This window comes from Alienimonas californiensis (genome assembly GCF_007743815.1).
GTDB classification, from domain to species: domain Bacteria; phylum Planctomycetota; class Planctomycetia; order Planctomycetales; family Planctomycetaceae; genus Alienimonas; species Alienimonas californiensis.
In genome coordinates, this window is record NZ_CP036265.1 from 950,040 (window position 1) to 970,627 (window position 20,588).

Here is a 20,588-nt window from a genome sequence, read left to right on the forward strand (position 1 = left end):
CGCGGCGGCGAGAGGATCAAACCGCCAGTGTGCCGGCCCGCCCGGGGGCCGTCAACGGCCGACCGTCACGGCGCCGAGCCCTCCGGCGACGGGAAGACCGCCGGCGCCGGCGTCGCGGCGTTCAGCCTCGGGTGGCTGGCGGTCCCGCTGGCGCTGTGCTCCGCGGTCAGTCTGCGGCGGGCGGTCTGCTCTCGGACCGAGCGGCCGGGGGGCGGGTCATCAATTCGTTGAGCACGTCTCGCACCGCGCTCGTTTCCACCCCCTCGGCCCATTCCAGCAGGCGGTGGCGGGGGTCGTCGGGCTCGTCGCGCCAGGCGTTGGTGCCGTTGGGGAAGATCTCGTTGGAGCCCTGCTCCCGCACCGTCCAGAAGGGGGCGTCCGGGCGGACGGCGTACAGCACGGCGATCGGGTCCCAGCTCGGTCGGGCCGGCGTGTCGCCGAGATACAGTCGATAGGCCTGGCGAACCGGGCTGTTCTCCGGCGTCTCCGAGAGCGTCCCGCCGGTCTTGACCTCCTCGCCCAGGCCGGTGAAGACGACGGGCGTGGGCCAGTCGCGGGCGGCGACGACGGCGCTGAACGGGTCCGGCTTGAAGTTGCCGTACACCGCCGGGTCGCGGTGCTCCGGGTAGCGGCCGCCCATGCAGACCCACAGCCGCACCTTGGCCTTCACCAGTTCCGCCCCCGACAGCGGGCTGATCTTGTCCGGCTGGCTGCTGAGCAGGTCGCGAAGGTTCGTGCAGTAGCCCACCGTCGCCACCACGACCCCGCCGGCCGGGTCGTTGGCGACGTCCGGGCGGGCGGCGAGGACCTCCCGATACACCCGCACCGCGTCCGGGGCGGCCTCGTTGGTGGCCACTTTGGCGGGGAACCCCGCCGCGATCTGCTTGGCGTACCTGGAGCCGCGGCTGGTGTCGGCCCCGCCCCCCTTCGGCGCCCCGACCGGCAGCTCCGGCCGGCCGTACCAGGCGTTGATCGCCGCGGTGCACGGGGCGGAGTAGCGAAACCGGGAACTGACCGGGGTGGCGAGGATCTCCGCCTCGCCCGCGTCCGCCAGGGCGTGCAGGATCGCCAGGGCGCCGACGTCGTCGCAGTCGGTGTCCATATCCGTATCGAAGATGATCGGCACGGGACGCGCCGTCGGTTCAGACGACTCCGCCGCCGGCGGGGCGAACGCGACCACCAGGGCGGGAACAAGAAGGGCGGGAGCCACGGGCGAACCTGCGAGCGACGGGGGAGGAGCGAGCCGGCCCAGCGTAGCGACTGGTCCGTCCCCGGTTCGCCCCGGCCCCCGCCCCGGCCGTCACGACCCGGGCGGCCTGCTCCTCCCCTCGCCCCCTTTTGAGGGAGAGGGGTCGGGGGCGAGGGGGCTGCGACTCCCGAACGCCGTCCAGGGTCCGTTCCCTCGCCCGTCGGCGAAGTCGCCACTGCATGGGCGGGAGCGGGTGAACCGTGCGTCACCCTCACCCCCGGCCCCTCTCCCTTAAGGGGAGAGGGGAGAACGCCCCCCCGCCCGCCGTTCAGGCGTCGCGGTCGCCGGCGTGGGGGAAGGCGCAGACGATGCGCGTCCCGCCGGACTCCTCCAATTCAAATCGCAGCCGTCCGTGGATCGCCTGGGCGCGGAAGCGCATCGCGGTCAGGCCGATGCCGCCCTCCGGATCGGCGTTCGGGTTGCTGCCTTCGAACCCGATGCCGTCGTCGACGATGGAGAGCAGGGCGCAATCGGGGCCGTCGTTCGCGAGGATCAGCCGGACGTGCTTGGCCCGGCCGTGCCGCACCGCGTTGCTGAGGGCCTCCTGGGCGATGCGGTACAGGTGGTGGGCGACGTCGGGGTCGCCGACGGGCACGGGGCCGTCCGGGGCCTCGAAGGTGCAGCGGGCGAGGGTGATCTCCGAACTGATGGCGGCCAGGCGCTTCAGGCCCTCGGCGAGGCCGCCGCGGTCCGGGTCCAACGGCATCAGGCCGTGGGCGACGCCCCGCAGATCGCGGGCGGCGCTGCGGACGACCTCGACGATGCCGTCCACCGCCTCCGTCACGTCCTCGCCCGCGGCGGCCTGCGCCTTCAGGGTGCCGCACAGCATGTTCAGGCCGGCGAGCTGCTGGGCGACGCCGTCGTGCAGGTCCCGGGCGATGCGGGCCTGCTCCCGGGTCTGGGCGCTGAGGACCTGAGACTCCAGTTCCCGCCGCCCCCGCAGATCGCGCAGCGTGACCGCGTAGTGGGTGGGCGTGCCCTCGGAGTCGCGGACGGCGGACACGTCCCACTCGACCGACAGCGGCGTCCCGTCGGCGTCATAGACGAGGGATTCCCCGTGGAACCGCCCGTCCTGTTTGAGGGCCTGCCGCATCCGGGCGGGAAAGTCGCGGTCGGTCCGCGGGCCGTCCAGCGTCGTGAGCAGCGCGCCGTTCAACTCCTCCGCCGGGAACCCGACCAGTTCGATCGCCGCCGGGTTGGCGTACACGATCTTCGGGCCGGGCGGGTCGAGTTCGTTATCGACGATGAGGGTGGGCACGTCCGTCTGCTGGACGGCGGCCCGCATCAGCGTGCGGTCGGCCTCGAGGGCGTCGAACTCCGTCAGGTCCTCGGCGGTGTAGCAGAACCGCCGGGCGCCCTCGGGGCCGGCGCCGACCGCCGTCGCGGACACCGCCAGGTGCCGCCGCTCCCCGTGCACCATCTGGTCCAGCCGGCAGCGCAGCGGTTCCTCGCCGACCTCGCCGGAGGCGATGGTCTCGAAGGCGTCGTTCAGCCAGTTCGACAGCGGCGCCGGCACGTTGAGGTCCTCGAGCGACCGACCCACGCACTGATCGGCGGCGGAGCGGTCCGCGTCGCGGAGCAGCAACCGCGCCGCCGCCGGGTTGACCCGCAGGTGCCGCACCGGCCCGTCGCCCTCGCGCTCCACCACCGCCAGCGCCACCGGGCTGGCGGCGAAGGTCGCGTTGAGGGAGGACTCGCTCTCCTGCAGTCGATCGATCAGCAGATCCCGCTCGGTGACGTCGTTCTGCACCCCCACGAAGAACCGCACGCTGCCGTCGGGCTCCTCCAGCGGCGAGAGATACAGTTCGTTGCGGAACTCTGTCCCGTCCTTTTTAAAGTTCCGCAGCGTCATGCGGACGAATCGCCGCTCTCGAATCGACTCCCGCAGCTCCGCCCGGCTGTCGAGGTTGTCCTGCTCGATCCGCTGGCCGTCGCGGAACTGCAGGAAGCGGCAGTCGCGGTCGAGGATCTCCTCCGGCTCGTAGCCGGTGAACTCGCAGAAGTAGCGGTTGACGTAAATCAGCGGGGTCTCCCCCTCCCCCCGCTTCTCCGACAGGCAGATCATCGTATTGGCGGCGTTCACCACCGTGGACAGCAAGTTGGAACGATCCTCCTCCGGGATCGTCTCCGACCAATAGCCCTCCTCCGAGTGCTTCAGACGCTTGCCGTCGCGCAACGACGGATCGTGCCCCGGCGGGACGACGCGGGCCAATTCGCCCCGGGACGCGTCCGGATCAACAGTGCGATTCGCAGCCTCTCCCCGGGGAGAGTCGGGCGAGCCGGGCTCTGCCATGCCAAAGGTTGTATGGCGTAATTGTGAAGGTCCGTCTGGACCGAAGTCAGGTGTCTCCCCTTCACCGCGGTGGGGGGGCTCCCCCCCGAAGTTCGGCCGACAATCCTAACCCCCGCCAAGGGCGGGACAACGGCGAAAACGCCGGCGATTTACGTTCCAGAAGACCGTCGCATCGTGCGGTTCGGGTTGGATCGCAATCAGGCCCGCGGATTCTGTCGCGTTCCTGTTCGGATGTCGAGGATGCGGGGGCGCCGTATCGTGGCGCCGTTCGGACCGCGTCCGCTCCGCCCCCCGCCGCCGTCGTTCCCCGTGTCCCTGTCGTCGCCCGCCCGCCGTTCGGTCCTCCTCCTGGGGGCGGCGGTGTGGGTCGGGCTCGGCGAGGTCGCGGGGTGGGCGGCGCCGCCGTTCCTGCCGCCGCCGGCGCCGGCCGCCGAGGCCGCCTTCGCCGCGCTGGCTCCCCTGGCGAACGAGGAGCGCTGGGACGAGTGGGCCGCGGCGCTGCGGGACGCCCGCGATCGGGCCGCCTCGGACTGGCTCCCCGCCCCGCTGGTCTCCGGCGCCGCCGCCCGCTGGCTGGGACCGGATGGGGCCGTCGAACTCCGGCTGGCGGAGGCCCCGCCGGCGGCCCGGGCGGCGTGGGAGCGGGCCACGGCGGCCCGCGTCGGCCGCTTGGCGGCCGAGGCGGAGGCCGACCCGTCCGACCCCCGCCCGCCCTTCACCCTGGCGAGGGAACTGCCCTTCTCCCCCGCCGGCCGGGCCGCCGCGGGCGACCTTGCCGCCGCGGCCTTCCGGGAGGGACGGCTGGACGAAGCCCGCCGCCGCTGGGCCGAGCGCGCCCGCCTCGCCCCGGACGGCCCGTTGTCCTCCGCCGCGGCGGAGGACTGGGGGAACGTGATCGCCGCGGATCTCGCCGCCGGCCGCTTCGCCCTCGCCGAGTGGGAGCGAACCCGCTTCCTCGCCGCGTTCCCGGAGGCGGGGGAGCGCTCGGCGTGGGCGACGCCCCCTGACCCGGCCCGCTGGCCGCCGCGGGCGCTGCCGGACCGCACCCGCGCCCCGCAGCAGAACGGCGCCCGCGACGGTCGGCTGCGAGCGCTGCCGGCGCCCTTCGCCACGCCGGCGGCCCGGGCGCTCGCCGCCGGCGGGCCCTCCTGGGCCGTGCCGCGGGTCGGGGTCGCCCCGGCGGGCAACGCCGCCGGCGCCGTCCCCTCCGCCCCGGCGATCTGGGAGGACGTGGTGCTGTACAACGCCGGCGACCGCGTCGTCGGGCTGGCCCTCGCCGACGGCCGGCCGCGGTGGCCGATCGGTCTCTCGGCGGACGGCCTGTCGGCGGACGGCCAGCCCGACGACGGCACGCTCTACCCGCCGCCGCCGGCGTTCGAACTCCCCGCCCCGTTCCCCGACGCCCTGGGGGCCGTCGGAGCCGACCGCGAACCGCCGCCGGTGGGCGCCGTGCGGCACGGCGTGGCCCTGTTCGGCGCCCTCGCCGTCGCCCGGCTGGGCGACCCCGCGGTGGAGTGGCCGCCGGAGGCCCTACGGGCGCCGACCTCCTCCCTCGTCTGCCTGGACCTGCGGCGGGAGGGCGAACTGCGGTGGGAAACGCCCGCGGAGGCCCTGCAAACCGACGCCGCCGCTCTCGATCCCGCCGCCGCCGCGTGGAGTTGGGAGGGGACGCCGGCGCTGGGGCTCGACCTGCTGACCGGGGCGCCGCGGGCCTTCGCCGTCGCCCGCCGGAACCGGCCGCGTCCGCTGTTGGAGGCGGTGGCGCTGGACCTCGCCGACGGTTCGATCCGGTGGCGGGCGCCGCTGGGGGCGGCCCGCTCCGTACCCGCCCCGGGGGTGCGCACCCGCAGTTCGATCACGCCCACGCTGGTCGGCGGGCGGCTGTTCGTGGACGCCGGCGCCGGGGCCGTCGCCTGCCTCGACGCCGCGGACGGCCGGCCGGTCTGGCTGACCGCCCACGACCGCGCCCCGGCCGCGGCGGCGGCGTCCTCGGAGCCCCCCGCGGTGATCGGCGGCCGCGTGTTCCTCGCCCCGACCGGCGCCCCCGGCCTGCGGACGCTGGACGCGGAGACCGGCCTCCCGCTGTGGGCCCGCGACCTGCCCGGCGTGGGCGAACGCGTGCTGGGCGTCGCCGCGAACCGCCTGCTCGTCGCCGCCGCCCGCGGGCTGTGGGGCTTGGAGCCGACGACCGGCGAGACGGCGTGGCACATCCCCGCCCCGCGGGTTCTCCCCGGCCCCGTGGACGCGTACGCGGCGGGCCTGATCGGCGACGACACCGTCTGCTGGGCGACGGCGGACCGCCTCGTGCTGGTCGACGCCGCCACCGGCGCCGCCCGCGGCGTCATCCCGCTGGCGGAGGCCGGCGTGCGGACCGGAGCACTGGCCGGCTCTCCGGCCGGCGCCGTGCTGCTCACCCCCCGGGCCCTCGTCGGCTGGACCGGCCAGCCGGCCGAACGCGACTTCCCGCTGGCCGCCCTACCAACCCGAAGCGTCAGCGAGGGCGATCCGGCGCAGCCGGATCGAGATGCGTTGAGCCCCCTCCCGCGGCTGCGCCGCGGCCCTCGCTGACGCTTCGGGTTGGTGCGCACTGCCGATCCTGTACGTCCCGAACGTAGGCGACGACCTCGGCAAGCGATTCTTCGCCGTTGACGAAGCGCACGCTGCCGCGTTCGGCCCACCAGTTCACCCGCTTGGCGTCGACTTGTTTGAGCCGTCGCGTGGCCCAGGCCTTCAAATCCGTCCGCACCCTCTTCGGAGTCACCCCCGCGGCGGTGACGACCGCATGCACATGGTTTGAACGACAATTGACCGCGTGTAAAATCCATCCGCGGCGCCGGCAGGTCGCCGCGATCTGCTCCTCGACGGCCAGTCGACGTCCCCGATCGAGCGTGCAGGCGTTCTCCGTCATCACCGCCGCGGCTTCACGCTCCCGCACCGGGTCCGGCAGTCGCCACCCGCCCCGATAGACGACCCACCCTCGAGCGTCGCCCGGCAACCAGGCGCCGTACGTCACCCAGGTGAGGAAGTACGCCGTCGGCTCGGAATGCATGGTCGCTACTAACCCGAAGCGTCAGCGAGGGCCGCGGCGCAGCCGCGAGACGTAGAAACCCTGACGCGACCGCTCCGACCGCACAAGCGTTTACCCCGTCGGGCTGCGCCCGACGGGCCCTCGCTGACGCTTCGGGTTAGTGGGCCAGACTCCGCTTCTTCGTCAGCAGGCTGACGAGGACTAGCGACGCGAAGCCCAGCGGGATCGTCACGATGCCCGGCTGGGTGAACGGCGTGAGGGCGTCCGCCGGGTTCAGGCCGTAGACCTCGCCGTAGGTGTCGCTGGAGAGCAGGATCCAGGCCAGGGAGCTGATCATCCCGATCGTCACCCCGGCGATCACGCCCTGCTTGGTCGTGCCCTTCCAAAACAGGATGCAGACCAACGCCGGCAGATTCGCGCTGGCCGCCACGCTGAAGGCCCAGCCGACGAGGTAACTGACGTTCATCCCCTGGAAGGCGATCCCCAACCCGATCGCGATCACGCCGACGACCACGCTGGCGATCTTCGCGACCCGAACCTGTTTCGCCTCGTCCATCTCGATGCCGAGGCCGTGGGTCATCAGGTCGTGCGAGACGGCCCCGGCACTGGCGAGGATCAGGCCCGACACGGTCCCCAGCACGGTGGTGAAGGCGACGGCGCTGATGCAGGCGAACAACCACTCCCCGAAGCTGCGGGCCAGCAGCGGGGCGGCCATGTTGCTGTCGGTGGGGTCGAGGGCCCCGCTGGTCATCGCCCCCAGGCCGATATACAGCGTCAGGACGTAGAAGAACCCGATGACCATGATGCCGACGATGGTCGATTTGCGGGCCGCCGCAGCGTCCTTGACGGTGTAGTAGCGGATGAGGATGTGCGGCAGCGAAGCCGTGCCGCAGAACAGGGCGAGCATCAGGGAGAGGAAATTGATCTTGCCGAGCAGTTCGTCCGATTTAATATCGGCGAACTTGGGGTGGTTGCCGGGGGTGAGGAGGTCGGCGCCGGACTTGGTATCGAACTGAAAGACAATGGTCCGGGTTCCGTCGTCTTCAATGAATTCGGTCGTTCGCGGCAGCGACGCAGAGCCGCCGCCGAACTGCTTTAGAAAACCGATCGGGTCGTGCGACTCGTCGGCCGGGGCTGGCCCCCCGGCGAAGGCGGTAGCGTCGATCGGTCTTTGGAACACGCCGAACGGCGGCAGATCTGCGGCCGTGGCTTCATCCTCCGGATCCGCTCGCTCGTCGTCCGAACGACCGATCGAGTATTGGACCTCTCCGACGGGAGTCGTCGTGATCGCGGCGGCCTGCACGATCATACTTTGCTTCCTTTCCGCCTGTGACCACTCCGCCTGTGACCACTCTCCGGATTCGCCAAGCCCGTCGACTGCGAAATAGCTCGTGTCGAACAATCTCCAGCCGCTAACGCGACCGCTGTTCGCGTTCCGAGTGACAAAAAGTGTTTCGCCTTCCGAGACGTTCGATTTGACCCGTTTCTGGCCGATGAGACGCTCATTAGCCAACTCAGGAACTTGTCTCAGCGCCTCGGCGGCGTCTTGACTAGGAGTCTCGAGGGTGAACAGCGTGTCAAACTGCGGATCCGGAGACTCCAGGCCCCGCCACAAGACGAGCCCCACCAGAATCGTGCTGAACACGACCAGCAGCCCGCCCTTGATAAACTGCACCCAGGTGGTCGAGACCATCCCCGCGGTCGTCACGATCGCGATCACCACGCCGCCGACCAGCGTCACCCCGACCCAGTGCGGCAGGCCCAGCAGCGGGGTGACCAGCGCCCCGGCGCCGACCATCTGCGGGATCAGATAGAAGATGCTGACCGCCAACGTGGAGAGCCCCGCGGCGATCTTGATGCCCTTCGAATTGAACTTGGCGTCTAACGCGTCGGCGAAGGTGAACTTTCCCATCCGCTTCATCGGCTCGGCGATCACGAACAGGGCCACCACCCAGCCGGCCAAGAAGCCGATGCTGTATAAAAATCCGTCGTAGCCGTAGAAGGCGATCATCCCGCAGATGCCCAGGAAGCTCGCCGCTGACAAATAGTCCCCCGCGAAGGCCACGCCGTTGACGAACCAGGGAATCTGCCCGTGCGCGGCGAAGTAGCCCGCGGCGCCCTTGGTGCGGCGGCCGAGCCACCAACTGAGGACCAACGTCCCCGCCACGAAGGCGGCGAAGATCAGGACGGCGGTGAGGGAGGCTTCGTGCTGCATATTTTTGGAAGGCGGAACGGGTCGGACGGCGGGGGGTAACGGGCGGTTCGCCGCCTGTTCACTCCCGCAGCGGTTCGACCGCGTCCCGCGCCAGCACGCCGTACAGCACCGCCATGAACACGGCGATCGCAATCAGAGCGAAGCCGCTCCACACGCTCGCCGGTACGCCGGCCCACAGCACGCTCATCCAGTCCACGAAGAAGGCGCTGATCAGCACGAAGCTCGCGTACAGCGAAGTATAGACCACGAACAGCACCAGCCCCAGCTTGGCGTTGTAGGTCAGCAGCTCCTCCGGCGGCGGAACCCAGCCCGGGGCGGCGGACGCAGCCGGGTCGGCGGAGGACGGAATGCCCGGCCCCGGGTCGGCGGGCAGCGGGGCGGGGCTGTCGGAGGACATCGGCGCGAACGCATACGAGGGGCGGGGCCGCAGTGTGCGGCCCCGCCCCCCGCTTCGCCACTCACCCCCGCCCGCCCGACGGCAACTCGCCGGTTTGCGGGACGGGACGGACGAACAACCCGCAACCTCACGCCGTCGGCGTCATTTCGCCGGGTCCAGTTCCACCTTCATCCAGCCGGCTTTGCGCTCGTCGAACTGCTTGTAGGCGCTGATCGCGTCGGTCAGTTCGTCGTGCACGGTGAGGATGTCCGTCGGCCGCACGCGGCCGGCCTGCACCATCTCCACGAGGCGCGGGATGTAGTGCCGGTGGTGGCAGTTCCCCATGTTCATGGTGAGGTTTTTGTTCATCGCCTGACCAATGGGGAACACCATCGCCGTGGGCGGATAGACGCCGATGATCGACAGCGTCCCCGCCTTCGCCAGCCCCTCGACCGCCCACCGCAGCACCTGGCTGGGCGCCTGGCCGGGCACCCAGTCGCCGGCGCTGCGGTCGCCGTCCGGGTTCGCGTTCGGGGCGGCTTTGCGGACTTCTAGGCGGAACTCCTGGGCCAGCTTGTCGGCGGCGGCCTTCGCCGGGCCGGCGGTCGGGGGTTCGGCGTCCACGCCGACGGCGTCGATCGCGCAGTCCACGCCGATCCCGCCGGTCAGTTCCTTAATCGACTGAACCGGGTCCTCCTCATTGAAATTAATGACCTCCGCCCCGCGGTCGCGGGCCTTGGCGAGGCGGTCCGGCTCGCAGTCCACGGCCAGCACGCGGCCGGCGTCCATTAATTGGGCGGAGAGGACCGCGAACATCCCCACCGGCCCGCAGCCGAACACGCAGACGGTGTCGCCGGGTTCGACCCCCGCCATCTCCGCCCCGAAATAGCCGGTGGGGAAGATGTCGGAAATTAAGATCGCCTGATCGTCCGTGACGGCCTCGCCGAGTTTGACCAGCCCCGTGGCGGCGAACGGGATGCGGGCGTACTCGGCCTGCAGGCCGTCGAAGGGGCCGGTGCTCGCCGGGCCGCCGTAAAAGGCGGTGCCGGCGTCTTTGCCGTTGGGGTTCGCCTCGTCGCACTGCGACTGATAGCCGCTCCGGCAGTAGGAACAGTGCCCGCAGGCGATGGTCGAGGGGATCACCACCCGGTCGCCGACCGATAGGTTCCGCACATTTTTGCCGACTTCCTCCACCACCCCGACGCCCTCGTGCCCGAGGATCGTGCCCGCCTTCATGCCCGGCATCGTGCCGCGGACGAAGTGCAGATCCGTCCCGCAGATGGCGCTGGCGGTGAGGCGCACGATCGCGTCGGTGGACTCTTTGAGCTTCGGCTCGGGGACGTTATCCAGGCGGATATCGCCGATATCGTGCCAGACGACGGCTTTCATGGGAGCGCTCGGTGGGGGGCGGGGAGGACGGAGGAGCCTCTGATCGTTCCGCCCGCGGCCCGACGGCGGCACAGGAAACGCGCCGGTCGGCGTGCGGGGCCTCCACCCGCGGGCATTCCCTACCGGGGGACGGGTACGCTGACGGGGTGACGCCGCTGATCCCCCTCGCTGCCGCCCTGCTCCTCGGCGCCGGGGCCGCCGGCGGGGTCGAAGTCGGAACCACCGAGCCGCTGCCGGGGGCCTTCCCCCCGAACGGCCTGCCGGTGCTGTGGGAGGCGGACTTCGGCCAGGGCTACAGCGGCTTCGCGGCGGACGGCGACCGCATTTATACGCAGGGCCAATCGCTGTTGGGGCAGTCGGTGCTCTGCCTTGACGCCGCGACCGGCGAGACGCTGTGGGACCGTCGCACTGCCCACGCCTGGGACCCCGCCGGCCTGTATCCCGGTCCGCGGTCGGCGCCTGTCGTCCATAACGGCCGGGTCTTCTATACGGAGCCGCACGGCACGGTCGGCTGTCTGCACGCGGCGACCGGCAAGCCGCTGTGGGCGTTCGATCTCTACGAACGCTTCGCCGCGGAGCCGGTGGAGTTCGGCCTTTCTTGCCCGCCGGTCCTCGCCGACGGCCGGTTATATCTGCCCGTCGGCGGGGCGGACGCGGCGATGGTCGCCCTCGACCCCGCCACCGGCAAGACGCTGTGGCACAGCGGCGCGGATCAGGCCAGTCACTGCCCGGCGATCTGCATTGAACGCGACGGCCGGCCGCTGGTTCTGGGTTACCTGCGCAACGCTCTCATCGCCTTCGACCGGGAGACGGGGGAACAATTGTGGCGGGAAAAGCTCTCCGAAGGCTATGACGAACACGCCGCCCGGCCGATCTATCGGGAGCCGTATCTCTGGATCAGCGGCCCGTTCCGGGCCGGGTCGGAACTGCTGGAACTGACCGCGGACCCGCCCGGCGTGCGGCGGGTTTGGAAAAGCAAGGTTCTTAGCAACGACGTGTGTTCCTCAATTCTCGTGGGCGACAGCCTGTACGGGTTCGATCTGCACGACGTGCAGGCCAAGCCGCACCGGCCCAGCCGGGGGGCGTTCCGCTGCGTGGACTTCCTCACCGGGGAGACCCGCTGGACCGTCGGCACGATGCAGGCCCGCCGCAGCGCCGAGCCGGAGGCGGTCGGCCAGTGCAGCGTGCTGAGCGACGGCGAACGCCTGCTGATGCTCAACGACTCCGGCGAACTGATCCTCGCCCGGGCCACGCCGGACCGATATGAGGAACCGGGCCGCACGCCGCTGCTGCCGGGGGCGGTCGTCTGGACGGCACCGCTGCTCGCCGGCGGCGTGCTGTACGCCCGCCATCAGGACCGGGCCGTCGCCGTGCGGCTGACGGACGCCCCACGCGGAGACAACCCGGGAGACAAGCGGGAGTCCTCGACTCCGCCAGACTCCCGTACCACCGGCGACCTGACTCCCGCCACGGACTGGACCGCCGCCGTGCTGCCGGTCGAACCGGAATATATGATGGACGCGCCCACCCGCCGCATGCTGGGGGAGTGGTTCGGCGTCTGCGTCGCCCTGTACTGGGCCGCCGCCGTCGTCGCCTGCGGGTTCGCGGGGGCGTTCGGCCGGCGGTCTGATCGACCGTTCGCGGCCCGGTTTCGCCTCTGGTGGCCGGCTTGGGCGTTTTTATCCGGAGCGGCGGGGACGACGGCGCTCGGGCACGCGGCGGGCGCGTTCCTGTTCACCTGGCCGCTGGCGGTGCACGCGGCGCTGTGGGCGACGGCGGGGGTGGCCTCCCGGCCGGGGGCGAGGCGGACGGACGACGTCGCCGCGGTCGGGCTGCTGGCGCTGTTCGGCCTGTATTACTGGCTTTGCCGGCGGCTGGGGTTGGCGTTCGAGTGGTCGTTCCTCGCCGGGCCGCCGGCCGCGGTTCCCTTCGCCCTGCTCGCCCGCCGGCTGCCCGGCGAGGGGTGGAAGGCAGTCGTCGGGGAGATCGCCTGCGGCACGCTGGGCTTCGCGGCGAGTTACGCCGTCGGCTGCGGCCTGCTGTGGTGGCGCTACGGGTGAGGCGACGCCCTTTCCTCGCTCAGTTCCCCCGTCGGCGGAACAGGCGGAAGGGGCCGCGGCGGATGATCTCGCCGCGGGGCGTCGCGGCCTGCGGGGCGGGGCGTGATTGCGGGGCGGGGCGTGATTGCGGGACGGGGCGTGATTGCGGGGCGGGACTCGTCGGTTCGGCGAGAATCGTGGCGGTCGGGTCCGGCGGGGCGTTCTGATCGGCGGCGAGCGTGCCGTTCCAGGAGCCGGTCCGCCGCCACGTGCCCGGGGGGCCGCCGGTCAGCGTCCAGGAGCCCTCCAGCCGCGGCGGGCCGTTCGTCATGTCGGCCGTCAGCAGGTCCCAGGCGACCGTGCCGGTGAACCCGTTCATCACCCAGTCGCCGGCGATCCGGGCCGGCCGGCCGTTCGCGGCGGGGGTGAACGTGAGGTTCGAGAACCGCCCCTCCCCGGCCAGCGCCGTGCCGCCGTTCCCCAACAGCCGCACCTCGCCCCGCACCAGATGCCCGGTCACGCTGGTGTAGGTCGTGTCCCAGACGCTGTTCGACAGCGCGACCCCCTCCGGCCGCGGCGCCGCCGGTTCGCTCGGCGACGGGGCGCCGTATTGCGGAGCCTCGTATTGCGGAGCTTGGTATTGCGGCGAGTCGTATTGCGGCGGCGTGTTGTCGAAGGGCTCGATGGTGATCGGATAGCGGTCCGCCAGGGAGCTGTTCGACTCCGGCGCCGGGCGATAGCGGGACTCGCGGTCGCCGGCCGATCCGGCGGGGGCGGGACCGTCGGGGACCGGGAGGGACCCCGGCAGCGCCGGGCGGGGCCGCTCCGGCGGCGGTCCGGGAGCCGCGGATCGGCCGCCCAGCGGGGGCAGCGGCGGGGGGGCGATCAGCGGCTCGGACTCCGCGTTCGCCCCGCGGTTTCCGGCCCCGACGGTCCCGGCCCCGACGTCCGACGGCGGCTGGGGCCGCGGCGGGACCGGGGCCGGATCGTCCGCCAGCAGGGGGAGCGCCGGCAGCGGCGGCGGCGGATCGCCGGACTCCGCCGGTTCCTCCGACTCCTCGGGAGACGGCGCCGCCAGGGCGGGCGGATCGGCCAGCAGCGGCGGATCGCCGGCGGGCGGATCGGCCAACAGCGGCGGGTCGGTCAGCAGCGGCGGTTGAACGGCGCCCGCGACCGTGGGCGACAGGAGGAACGGCAGCGCCGCCGCGAGACCTGCGGAGAGCAGCGCGGAAGACAGGGGGCGAGTCACGGCGGCGGTCGGGGCGGAAGGGGCGGCGTGGCTCCACCCTACGGCTCCCGCGGGGGGCCGCACGATCGGGGGATTCCGCAGAACTGCCCCGAGAGCCTCCCCCGGTCGACGCTCCGTCGGCCCCGGGGCCGCGGAGCGGCGGCGGCACGCGAACGGCCGGGCGGTCGACTAGACTGCCGGCATGTCCGCCGCTCCGCCGTCCCCCGCCGCAGGCCTTCGGGCCGCCCTCCAGAACCGCACCGCCCGCGTGGGGGTAATCGGGCTGGGCTACGTCGGTCTGCCGCTGCTGGACGCCTTCGTCAACGCCGGGTTCAAGACCCTCGGCTTCGACACCGACCGGGCGAAGGTGGACGCTCTGCTGGACGGCCGCAGTTATATCAAGCACGTGCCCGGCGCCAAAATCGCCCGCTGGCTGCGCGAGGACGCCTTCGAACCGACCGACGACTTCGACCGGCTGGCCGAACCGGACGTGCTGCTCATCTGCGTCCCCACCCCCCTGACCGACGCCCGCGACCCGGACCTGTCGTACGTGGAGGGCAGCGCCCGGGCGATCGCCCGGGCGCTGCGGCCGGGGCAGCTGGTAGCGCTCGAGAGCACCACCTACCCCGGCACCACCCGGGACGTGCTGTTGCCGATCCTCGCCGAGAGCGGCCTGGCGGCGGGGGACGATTATTTCCTCGCCTACAGCCCGGAGCGGGAGGACCCCGGCAACCCGGACTACACCGCCGCCGGCATCCCCAAGGTCGTCGGCGGACTGGACGAACTCAGCGGGGAGCTGGCCTGCCTCCTCTATGAGTCCGCGGTGGTGCAGGTGATCCCCGTCGGCAGCCCGGAGGTCGCCGAGGCCTGCAAGATTCTCGAGAACACCTACCGGGCGGTGAACATCGCCCTGGTCAACGAGTTAAAGGTCCTGCTGGACCGGATGCACGTGGACGTGTGGGAGGTGATCGACGCCGCCAAAACCAAGCCGTTCGGCTTTCAGGCCTTCTATCCCGGCCCGGGGCTGGGCGGGCACTGCATCCCGATCGACCCGTTCTACCTCACCTGGCTGGCCCGCCGGCAGGGCCTCAACACGCGGTTTATCGAGCTGGCCGGCGAGGTGAACACCTCGATGCCGGAGTACGTCGTCGGCAAGGTCGTGACGGCCCTGAACGACGCGACCAAGCCGGTGCGGGGCAGCAAAATCTGCGTGCTGGGGCTGGCGTATAAAAAGAACGTCGACGACCACCGCGAGAGCCCCAGCTTCGAGTTATTGCACCGCCTGGACGAGTTGGGGGCGGAACTGAGTTACCACGACCCGCACGTCCCCCGCATGCCCCGCGGCAAGCGGAACTACCCGGACCCGCCGGACCTCGTCAGCGAAACGCTCACCCCGGAGTTCTTAGCGACGCAGGACTGCGTCCTCATCGCCACGGACCACGCGGCGGTCGACTATGAAGCGGTCGTGAAGCACGCCCCGCTGGTGGTCGACACCCGCGGCGCGACGCGGGGACTGGAAGCGCGGGGGAACGTCGTCAAAGCGTGAGTGTGACGGCAGCCCGAGGCGCAAGTCGAGGCATGAACGCGCGGCAGGACCGCCCGGCCTCGGCTCGCGCCTCGGGCTGCCGCGTTCACGGGTCGGCAATAAAGCACCGCATCACGGACTTCATATAACCCCGCACCGGTCCACGGACGACCGGCCATAAGACGATCGCGGACGGGAGGCCACGGGGGCGAAACGTATACGCCCACACGATCCGCGTGCCGCCGCGGCCGTCCGGTTCGAACCGCCAGTCGCCGTCGGAGCCGTGGGCGAACCAGCGGAGGGCGTTCGTGTAATCCGTCACCCGATAAACGAACCGGCCGGCCGCCGACGACTCCCCGTCGGCGGTCGGCGGGTCGGCCGACAGGACGCGTTCCGTTGCCGTGGCGCCGTCCGTGAACGTCACGGTGCGGCACGCCCCAACCGTACCCCACGTCCCTGTTTCATCCTTCACTGCCGCGGCACCGGGCAGCGGGCCGTAGCCGGCGACGAGCGTCGGCAGGTCGACGGCGACGAACCGGTCGTAGACCGCCCGCGGCGGGTCCGAAGCGGCGCCGCGGACGGTCGCGAAGGGGGCCGCGAGGTTCACGGCGCCGCGTTCGTTCAGGAACGGGAAAGAGCGGCCGGCTCCCTGACGGTCGCGGCTCGGTCGCCGTCCGCGGTGCCGGTCGAGGGCGGCCCGATTCACCACAGCCGCGCGAGGTTTAGTACTTCGGTCGCCGGGTCGCGGGAAAGAAAGAAGTCCTCGCCCGCTTCGGCAGCGAACGGGTCGACCGCCGCGACGTTGATCGTGTGACGGGCGTAGCTCCATTGCCCGTTGTCGAAATCTGCGTAGCGAGCATTGAAGACGACGCGGGCCCACTCGCCGGGGCGGACGTCAAACTCCGCGAGCGTCGCCATGTCCTTCACCTGCCCGTCCCGGCGCCGACGGCGAGGGGCGCCGTCACGCCACTCGAACCGAAGTGAAACGCTTCCCCCGTTGGATTTCGCTTGATCGAGGACCACGTTCGGCAGCGCGATCGTCGTCCCCTCGAGAAACGCTTCGGTAGAGGGACGCCGCATTGGGAGGGGGGCTGCGAAATCGTTCGACTCCCCGTACAGGACGCGGTGAAGCAACGATCGCGGCCGAGGGTCGAACGGCGCTGGGGCCGGCGGGCAGGGGAACGCCTCGGGCACGGCCGCCCTCGCCCGTTCTTCGTCCAGTAAATGTTGACGTGCTGTACGATCATCCGCCGCCCTCCAACGCCGCCAAGGCGGCGGCGGCGGCGGCTTGTTCGGCGGCTTTTTTGGTGGCGCCGGCGCCGGGGGGGTAGCGTTCGCCGGCAATCACCGCCCGCACGGTGAACGTTCTCGCGTGGTCCGGGCCGGTCGCCTCCAGCAGTTCGTAGCTCGGCGGGCCGTGGCCGGCGAGCTGGGTGCGGTGTTGCAGACGACTTTTGTAGTTCACCCCGTCCGGGAGACGCGCGCCGCCTAACGGCGACGGCCCGTGTTCCCCGACGGGGGGGGAGGCCGGTGAGGGAACCGGGGTCGGGTCCAGTTCCGCTTCGTCCAGCAGGCGGTTCACGCAGGCGCGGGCCGCTTCCCAGCTGCCGTCGAGGTACACCCCCGCAATCACCGCCTCGAAGGCGTTGCTGAGCACGCTCCGCGGGACCCGGCCCGGGCGGCCGGTCGCCCGCACGGCGCCGGCGAGGCCCTTGCCGGTGCGGATCAGCGGCTCCAGTTCCAGCCGGTCCGCCAGCAGGGCGCAGTTGCGGCGGGAGACGAGGCCGCTTTTCAGCTTCGTCAGTTCCCCCTCCGACAGGTCCGGCCGGGCGGCGAACAGCCGTTCGCACACCGCCGCCCCGAGGATCGCATCCCCCAGAAACTCCAGCCGTTCGTTCGACTCCAACGGCGTGCGGGCGATCGACGAATGCGTCAGGCAGCGCCGCAGCAGCGCCCGATCGACGAACACATGCCCGAGGGCGGCTTCGAGGGCGGCCGTACCGGGGTCGTCGGGCGCAGCGGGGGACAAGGCGACAAGGGCGAAGGCGGAGGGCGGACGGCAGACCGCCCAAGGCTATCGTCCCTTTCGTCCTTCGACATTCCTCACTCCGCATTCCCGCCGCCGCGGGGATGTGCGGTTCCCCGGTCGCTCGCCCCGCGCGTACAACGTCCCCGTGACCGAAGCCGCCTATCTCGACCTGATCGCCGGCCGTACGCGGGGGCCGTGGGCCGCGGCGCTGCGGCTCGGGCTGCTGTCGGCGTCGCTGCCGTACGGGCTCGCGGTGCGGACCCGCAATCGGGCGTTCGACCTGGGGCTGAAGCCGGTGCATCGGGCCGGGGCGCCGGTGATCTCCGTGGGGAACCTGACCTGCGGCGGGACCGGCAAGACGCCGATCGTCGCCGATCTCTGCCTGCGGTTGCAGGCCGGCGGCCGGCGGCCGGCGGCGCTGTCCCGGGGCTACCGCTCGTTGGAGGGCGAGGGGGCGAACGACGAGAAGCTGCTCTTAGACGCCCTGATGCCCGGCGTCCCGCAGGTGCAGAACCCGGACCGCGTCGCCGGGGCGAAGCTCGCCCTGCAGGAGCACGGGGCGGACTGCCTCGTGCTGGACGACGGCTTCCAGCACCGCCGGCTGGGCCGCGATCTGGACGTGGCGCTGATCGACGCCACCGCCCCCTTCGGCCCCGGCAGCCTGCGACGGCCGGGCTGCCGCGGGCGGGTGCTACCGGCCGGGTTGCTGCGGGAGAGCGCCGCGGGGCTGCGGCGGGCCGACCTCATCCTGCTGACCCGCTGCGACGCGATCACCGCCGACGAGCGGGCCGCCGTGGAATCCGCCCTCACGGAGCGCGCCCCCGGCACGCCGGTCGTGCCGGTCGCCTTCGCCCCGACGGCGCTGATCGACGTCGCCGGCGCCGCCCGTTCGTTGGACGGGGCACGGGGAGCTAGGGTGGGAGCGTTCTGCGGCATCGGCAACCCGGCCGGCTTCCGGGCGACGCTGGAGGGCCTCGGCGTCGACGTGGCGACGTTCGAGCCCCGCCCCGACCACCACGCCCACACGCCGGCGGACGTGGCGGCGATCGCTCAGCGGGCCGCCGACGCCGGGGCGACCGCCCTGCTCTGCACGGAGAAAGATCTCGTGAAGCTGCGGACCAAGACGTTCGCCGCCGCGTCGTCGACGAACCCGGAGCCGCCCCTGCCGATCTTCGCCGTCCGCATCGCCGCGACCTACCCGCAGGGCGACGCCGCCCTGACCGCGGCGCTGACGAAGGCGGCGGGATCGCCCGTCGGCGGGACGAACGAAGGGGCGATGTGATTGACCGCGAACCCGCGGCGGCCTATCGTGTCCGCCACGCGTTAGCCGCCCTCTTCAAGAGGACGGCTAACAGGGACGCGTAGATCAGTTGGTTAGATCGCCACGTTGACATCGTGGAGGTCGACGGTTCGAGTCCGTCCGCGTCCACTCTCGCTGCAAACGCCCGGCGACCTCGCCGGGCGTTTTTTTGTGCGCGGAGCCGAACGCACCGCGGTCGCGGGGAGCGAGAACGAGCGACCTGCGCTCCTCCCCGGCGACGACGCGGCGCCGCTCCCGTCGGCTCGGGCGACCCGTCGCGAACGTGAGGCGGCGGAGAACCAAACCGGGGGGCGGGCTCCCCGACGCCCGAATGCGATTCTCCTCCCGCTCGCGCCCCAGATCGGCGCCGGCGCCGACGCATTACGCAAGCCGGCGCCGATACGGACCCAAAGGTCCCGGAATCGCGTTTTTTCGTCGGCTCGCCGGGCGCCTTCGTCTTGTGAGCCTGTCCGAGGCGCCCACAATTCAAACACCACTCCTGACGCGGCCGCCCGGCAGCAGGCCGCCGTCGCCCGCCGCCCCCGCCTTTTAAAAGCGGGGCGTTCCGTTTCCTCCAAGGCCAAGACACGTATGTCTCGCTCCCGACCGCACCCGCCCCGCCGCGGCTTTACGCTGATCGAGCTTCTGGTGGTGATCGCAATAATTGCGATCCTGGTCTCCCTGCTGCTGCCCGCCGTGCAGCAGGCCCGCGAGGCCGCCCGCCGGGCGCAGTGCCAGAACAACCTCAAGCAACTGGGGCTGGCCATGCACAACTATCACAGCACGTATAAGACGTTTCCGGACGCGATGGGCGGGCTCGGCGGGACCACCGGCGTGACCGGGCCGAACGACACGAAGGGCGACTGGAGCGTCTTTCCCATGCTCGCCCCCTACCTCGACGAAACCGCCTACTGGGGTCAGATCAGCCGTCCGCTGACGACGGCAAGCGCCACGTTCCAGCCGTTCGGCATGCGGCCGGAGGTCGGCACCTCGGGCGGCTACCCGCCGTTCGCGCACCAATTCAAAACGCTGTTGTGCCCCTCCGACGGCACGGAGCCGATCACGACCGGCGCCACGAACTACGGGCTGAACTGGGGCGATAACGGCCGGGTGCTGATGTACGACTCCAACTCCGGGCCGAGGGGCCAGGCGGCGAAGGCCTGTCGGGGCATGGGCAAAGGCATGTTCTACTACGGCGGCCGGGCGGGTCAGCCTTCGACCCACATCGGTATCAGTTCCGTGAAGGACGGCACGACCAACACCCTCCTGTTCGGCGAAATCGGCCGCGACGACGACGGCGGTCGCTATGTCGGCAGCGTCGGTCAGGTCGATTCGCTGACGACCAGCACGGTGAACGGGGCGTACCGGTTCGACAACCCGCAGGTGGACTGTCTGGAGAAGACCCTGAACCCGACGGCGCCGGGATTCTATCCGACGAACGGTTCGGGAGTGACCGCGGTGCACTCCGAACGCGGCAAGAACTACGCGATGGGCTATCCCGCCGTCACCGGCTTTATGACGATCCTGCCGCCGAACGGCCCGTCGTGCGCCGCCGGGAACTGGGCCAACTCGCGTTACTACTACGAGGCGGGCGGCATTTATTCCGCCGGCAGCTACCACACGGGCGGGGTGCAGGTTTGCCGCGTCGACGGCTCGGTCGCCTTCATCGCCGAATCCGTCGACGCCGGCGATCCGGCTCAGCCCAACGGCACGGTCGGCCCCAGCCCCTACGGAACCTGGGGCGCTTTGGGCACCCGTGACGGCGGCGAAGTCGTCAGCGAGTATTAAGTCGAGGCGACTTCAGACGCGGCGACGGCGCCGTTCGCTCTGACGGATAAAAAACGCCGCCCCGGCCGGTCTTGAACCGGCCGGGGCGGCGTTCTGCGTTCTCGCCGGGCCGTCGGGATCGACCCGGAC

The 20,588-nt window shown here is 71.6% G+C and carries 15 protein-coding genes and 1 tRNA gene; 6 read left to right on the top strand and 10 right to left on the bottom strand.

What is annotated here, in order from left to right:
* Nucleotides 1-166 precede the first annotated feature (166 nt).
* Nucleotides 167-1,210 (bottom strand): nucleoside hydrolase, encoded by a 1,044-nt coding sequence (locus tag CA12_RS03675; RefSeq protein ID WP_145357536.1) that lies wholly within the window; start codon nucleotides 1,208-1,210, stop codon nucleotides 167-169.
* Nucleotides 1,211-1,517: 307 nt separating this feature from the next.
* The gene (locus tag CA12_RS03680) at nucleotides 1,518-3,425 is read right to left on the bottom strand and encodes a PAS domain-containing sensor histidine kinase (RefSeq protein ID WP_165700532.1); all 1,908 of its coding nucleotides are present in this window, start codon (nucleotides 3,423-3,425) and stop codon (nucleotides 1,518-1,520) included.
* Between the two features lie 426 nt (nucleotides 3,426-3,851).
* On the opposite strand from CA12_RS03680, the gene CA12_RS03685 reads away from it, so the two are divergent.
* Nucleotides 3,852-6,110 carry an outer membrane protein assembly factor BamB family protein gene (locus CA12_RS03685; protein ID WP_145357538.1) on the top strand — a complete coding sequence of 753 codons (2,259 nt, stop codon included), beginning with the start codon at nucleotides 3,852-3,854 and terminating at the stop codon, nucleotides 6,108-6,110.
* Here the strand turns inward: CA12_RS03685 and CA12_RS03690 are convergent.
* The 4 genes from CA12_RS03690 to CA12_RS03705 all read right to left on the bottom strand — a co-directional run bounded on the left by CA12_RS03690 (nucleotide 6,034) and on the right by CA12_RS03705 (nucleotide 10,550).
* Entirely contained in the window at nucleotides 6,034-6,591 is a 558-nt protein-coding gene (locus CA12_RS03690; protein ID WP_207622133.1) for a transposase, read from the bottom strand. The two genes, CA12_RS03685 and CA12_RS03690, sit on opposite strands and share 77 nt — an antisense overlap.
* Nucleotides 6,592-6,727: 136 nt before the next feature.
* On the bottom strand, nucleotides 6,728-8,785 hold the full coding sequence (locus tag CA12_RS03695; RefSeq protein ID WP_145357539.1) for a sodium/solute symporter: 2,058 nt from the start codon (nucleotides 8,783-8,785) through the stop codon (nucleotides 6,728-6,730).
* 58 nt (nucleotides 8,786-8,843) lie between these two features.
* Nucleotides 8,844-9,182 carry a DUF485 domain-containing protein gene (locus CA12_RS03700; RefSeq protein WP_145357540.1) on the bottom strand — a complete coding sequence of 113 codons (339 nt, stop codon included), beginning with the start codon at nucleotides 9,180-9,182 and terminating at the stop codon, nucleotides 8,844-8,846.
* A 141-nt stretch (nucleotides 9,183-9,323) separates the two neighbouring features.
* Complete coding sequence (locus tag CA12_RS03705; RefSeq protein WP_145357541.1) at nucleotides 9,324-10,550, bottom strand: zinc-dependent alcohol dehydrogenase; 1,227 nt, start codon at nucleotides 10,548-10,550, stop codon at nucleotides 9,324-9,326.
* 146 nt (nucleotides 10,551-10,696) lie between these two features.
* Here CA12_RS03705 and CA12_RS03710 point away from each other — a divergent pair, with 146 nt between their 5' ends.
* Nucleotides 10,697-12,610, top strand: coding sequence for a PQQ-binding-like beta-propeller repeat protein (locus CA12_RS03710; protein ID WP_165700533.1), 1,914 nt, complete (start codon nucleotides 10,697-10,699; stop codon nucleotides 12,608-12,610).
* Between the two features lie 19 nt (nucleotides 12,611-12,629).
* Here the strand turns inward: CA12_RS03710 and CA12_RS03715 are convergent, their stop codons facing one another.
* A complete protein-coding gene (locus tag CA12_RS03715) occupies nucleotides 12,630-13,838 on the bottom strand; it encodes a hypothetical protein (RefSeq protein ID WP_145357543.1) in 1,209 nt (402 codons plus the stop codon).
* Nucleotides 13,839-14,019: 181 nt separating this feature from the next.
* Here CA12_RS03715 and CA12_RS03720 point away from each other — a divergent pair, with 181 nt between their 5' ends.
* Nucleotides 14,020-15,363, top strand: a complete 1,344-nt coding sequence (locus tag CA12_RS03720) for a nucleotide sugar dehydrogenase (protein WP_145357544.1) — start codon at nucleotides 14,020-14,022, stop codon at nucleotides 15,361-15,363.
* An 85-nt stretch (nucleotides 15,364-15,448) separates the two neighbouring features.
* On the opposite strand, the gene CA12_RS03725 is transcribed toward CA12_RS03720, so the two are convergent.
* From CA12_RS03725 to CA12_RS03730, 3 genes are all read right to left on the bottom strand, one after another.
* Nucleotides 15,449-15,949 carry an SRPBCC family protein gene (locus CA12_RS03725; protein WP_165700534.1) on the bottom strand — a complete coding sequence of 167 codons (501 nt, stop codon included), beginning with the start codon at nucleotides 15,947-15,949 and terminating at the stop codon, nucleotides 15,449-15,451.
* 95 nt (nucleotides 15,950-16,044) lie between these two features.
* Nucleotides 16,045-16,260, bottom strand: a complete 216-nt coding sequence (locus CA12_RS21815; RefSeq protein WP_165700535.1) for a hypothetical protein — start codon at nucleotides 16,258-16,260, stop codon at nucleotides 16,045-16,047.
* 325 nt (nucleotides 16,261-16,585) lie between these two features.
* Complete coding sequence (locus CA12_RS03730) at nucleotides 16,586-17,371, bottom strand: ribonuclease III family protein (RefSeq protein ID WP_145357546.1); 786 nt, start codon at nucleotides 17,369-17,371, stop codon at nucleotides 16,586-16,588.
* Nucleotides 17,372-17,516: 145 nt separating this feature from the next.
* On the opposite strand from CA12_RS03730, the gene lpxK reads away from it, so the two are divergent.
* The 3 genes from lpxK to CA12_RS03745 all read left to right on the top strand — a co-directional run bounded on the left by lpxK (nucleotide 17,517) and on the right by CA12_RS03745 (nucleotide 20,459).
* Nucleotides 17,517-18,653, top strand: coding sequence for a tetraacyldisaccharide 4'-kinase (gene lpxK / locus CA12_RS03735; RefSeq protein ID WP_207622134.1), 1,137 nt, complete (start codon nucleotides 17,517-17,519; stop codon nucleotides 18,651-18,653).
* A 73-nt stretch (nucleotides 18,654-18,726) separates the two neighbouring features.
* Nucleotides 18,727-18,800 (top strand) — tRNA-Val (locus CA12_RS03740).
* 462 nt (nucleotides 18,801-19,262) lie between these two features.
* A complete protein-coding gene (locus CA12_RS03745; RefSeq protein ID WP_145361292.1) occupies nucleotides 19,263-20,459 on the top strand; it encodes a DUF1559 domain-containing protein in 1,197 nt (398 codons plus the stop codon).
* Nucleotides 20,460-20,588 lie beyond the last annotated feature (129 nt).

Bases quoted from the DNA above. Each gene is read 5' to 3' on its own strand.
- CA12_RS03690 (WP_207622133.1), bottom strand. From the start codon at position 6,591: ATGCATTCCGAGCCGACGGCGTACTTCCTCACCTGGGTGACGTACGGC.
- CA12_RS03695 (WP_145357539.1), bottom strand. From the start codon at position 8,785: ATGCAGCACGAAGCCTCCCTCACCGCCGTCCTGATCTTCGCCGCCTTC.
- CA12_RS03700 (WP_145357540.1), bottom strand. From the start codon at position 9,182: ATGTCCTCCGACAGCCCCGCCCCGCTGCCCGCCGACCCGGGGCCGGGC.
- CA12_RS03705 (WP_145357541.1), bottom strand. From the start codon at position 10,550: ATGAAAGCCGTCGTCTGGCACGATATCGGCGATATCCGCCTGGATAAC.
- CA12_RS03720 (WP_145357544.1), top strand. From the start codon at position 14,020: ATGTCCGCCGCTCCGCCGTCCCCCGCCGCAGGCCTTCGGGCCGCCCTC.
- CA12_RS21815 (WP_165700535.1), bottom strand. From the start codon at position 16,260: ATGGCGACGCTCGCGGAGTTTGACGTCCGCCCCGGCGAGTGGGCCCGC.
- CA12_RS03745 (WP_145361292.1), top strand. From the start codon at position 19,263: ATGTCTCGCTCCCGACCGCACCCGCCCCGCCGCGGCTTTACGCTGATC.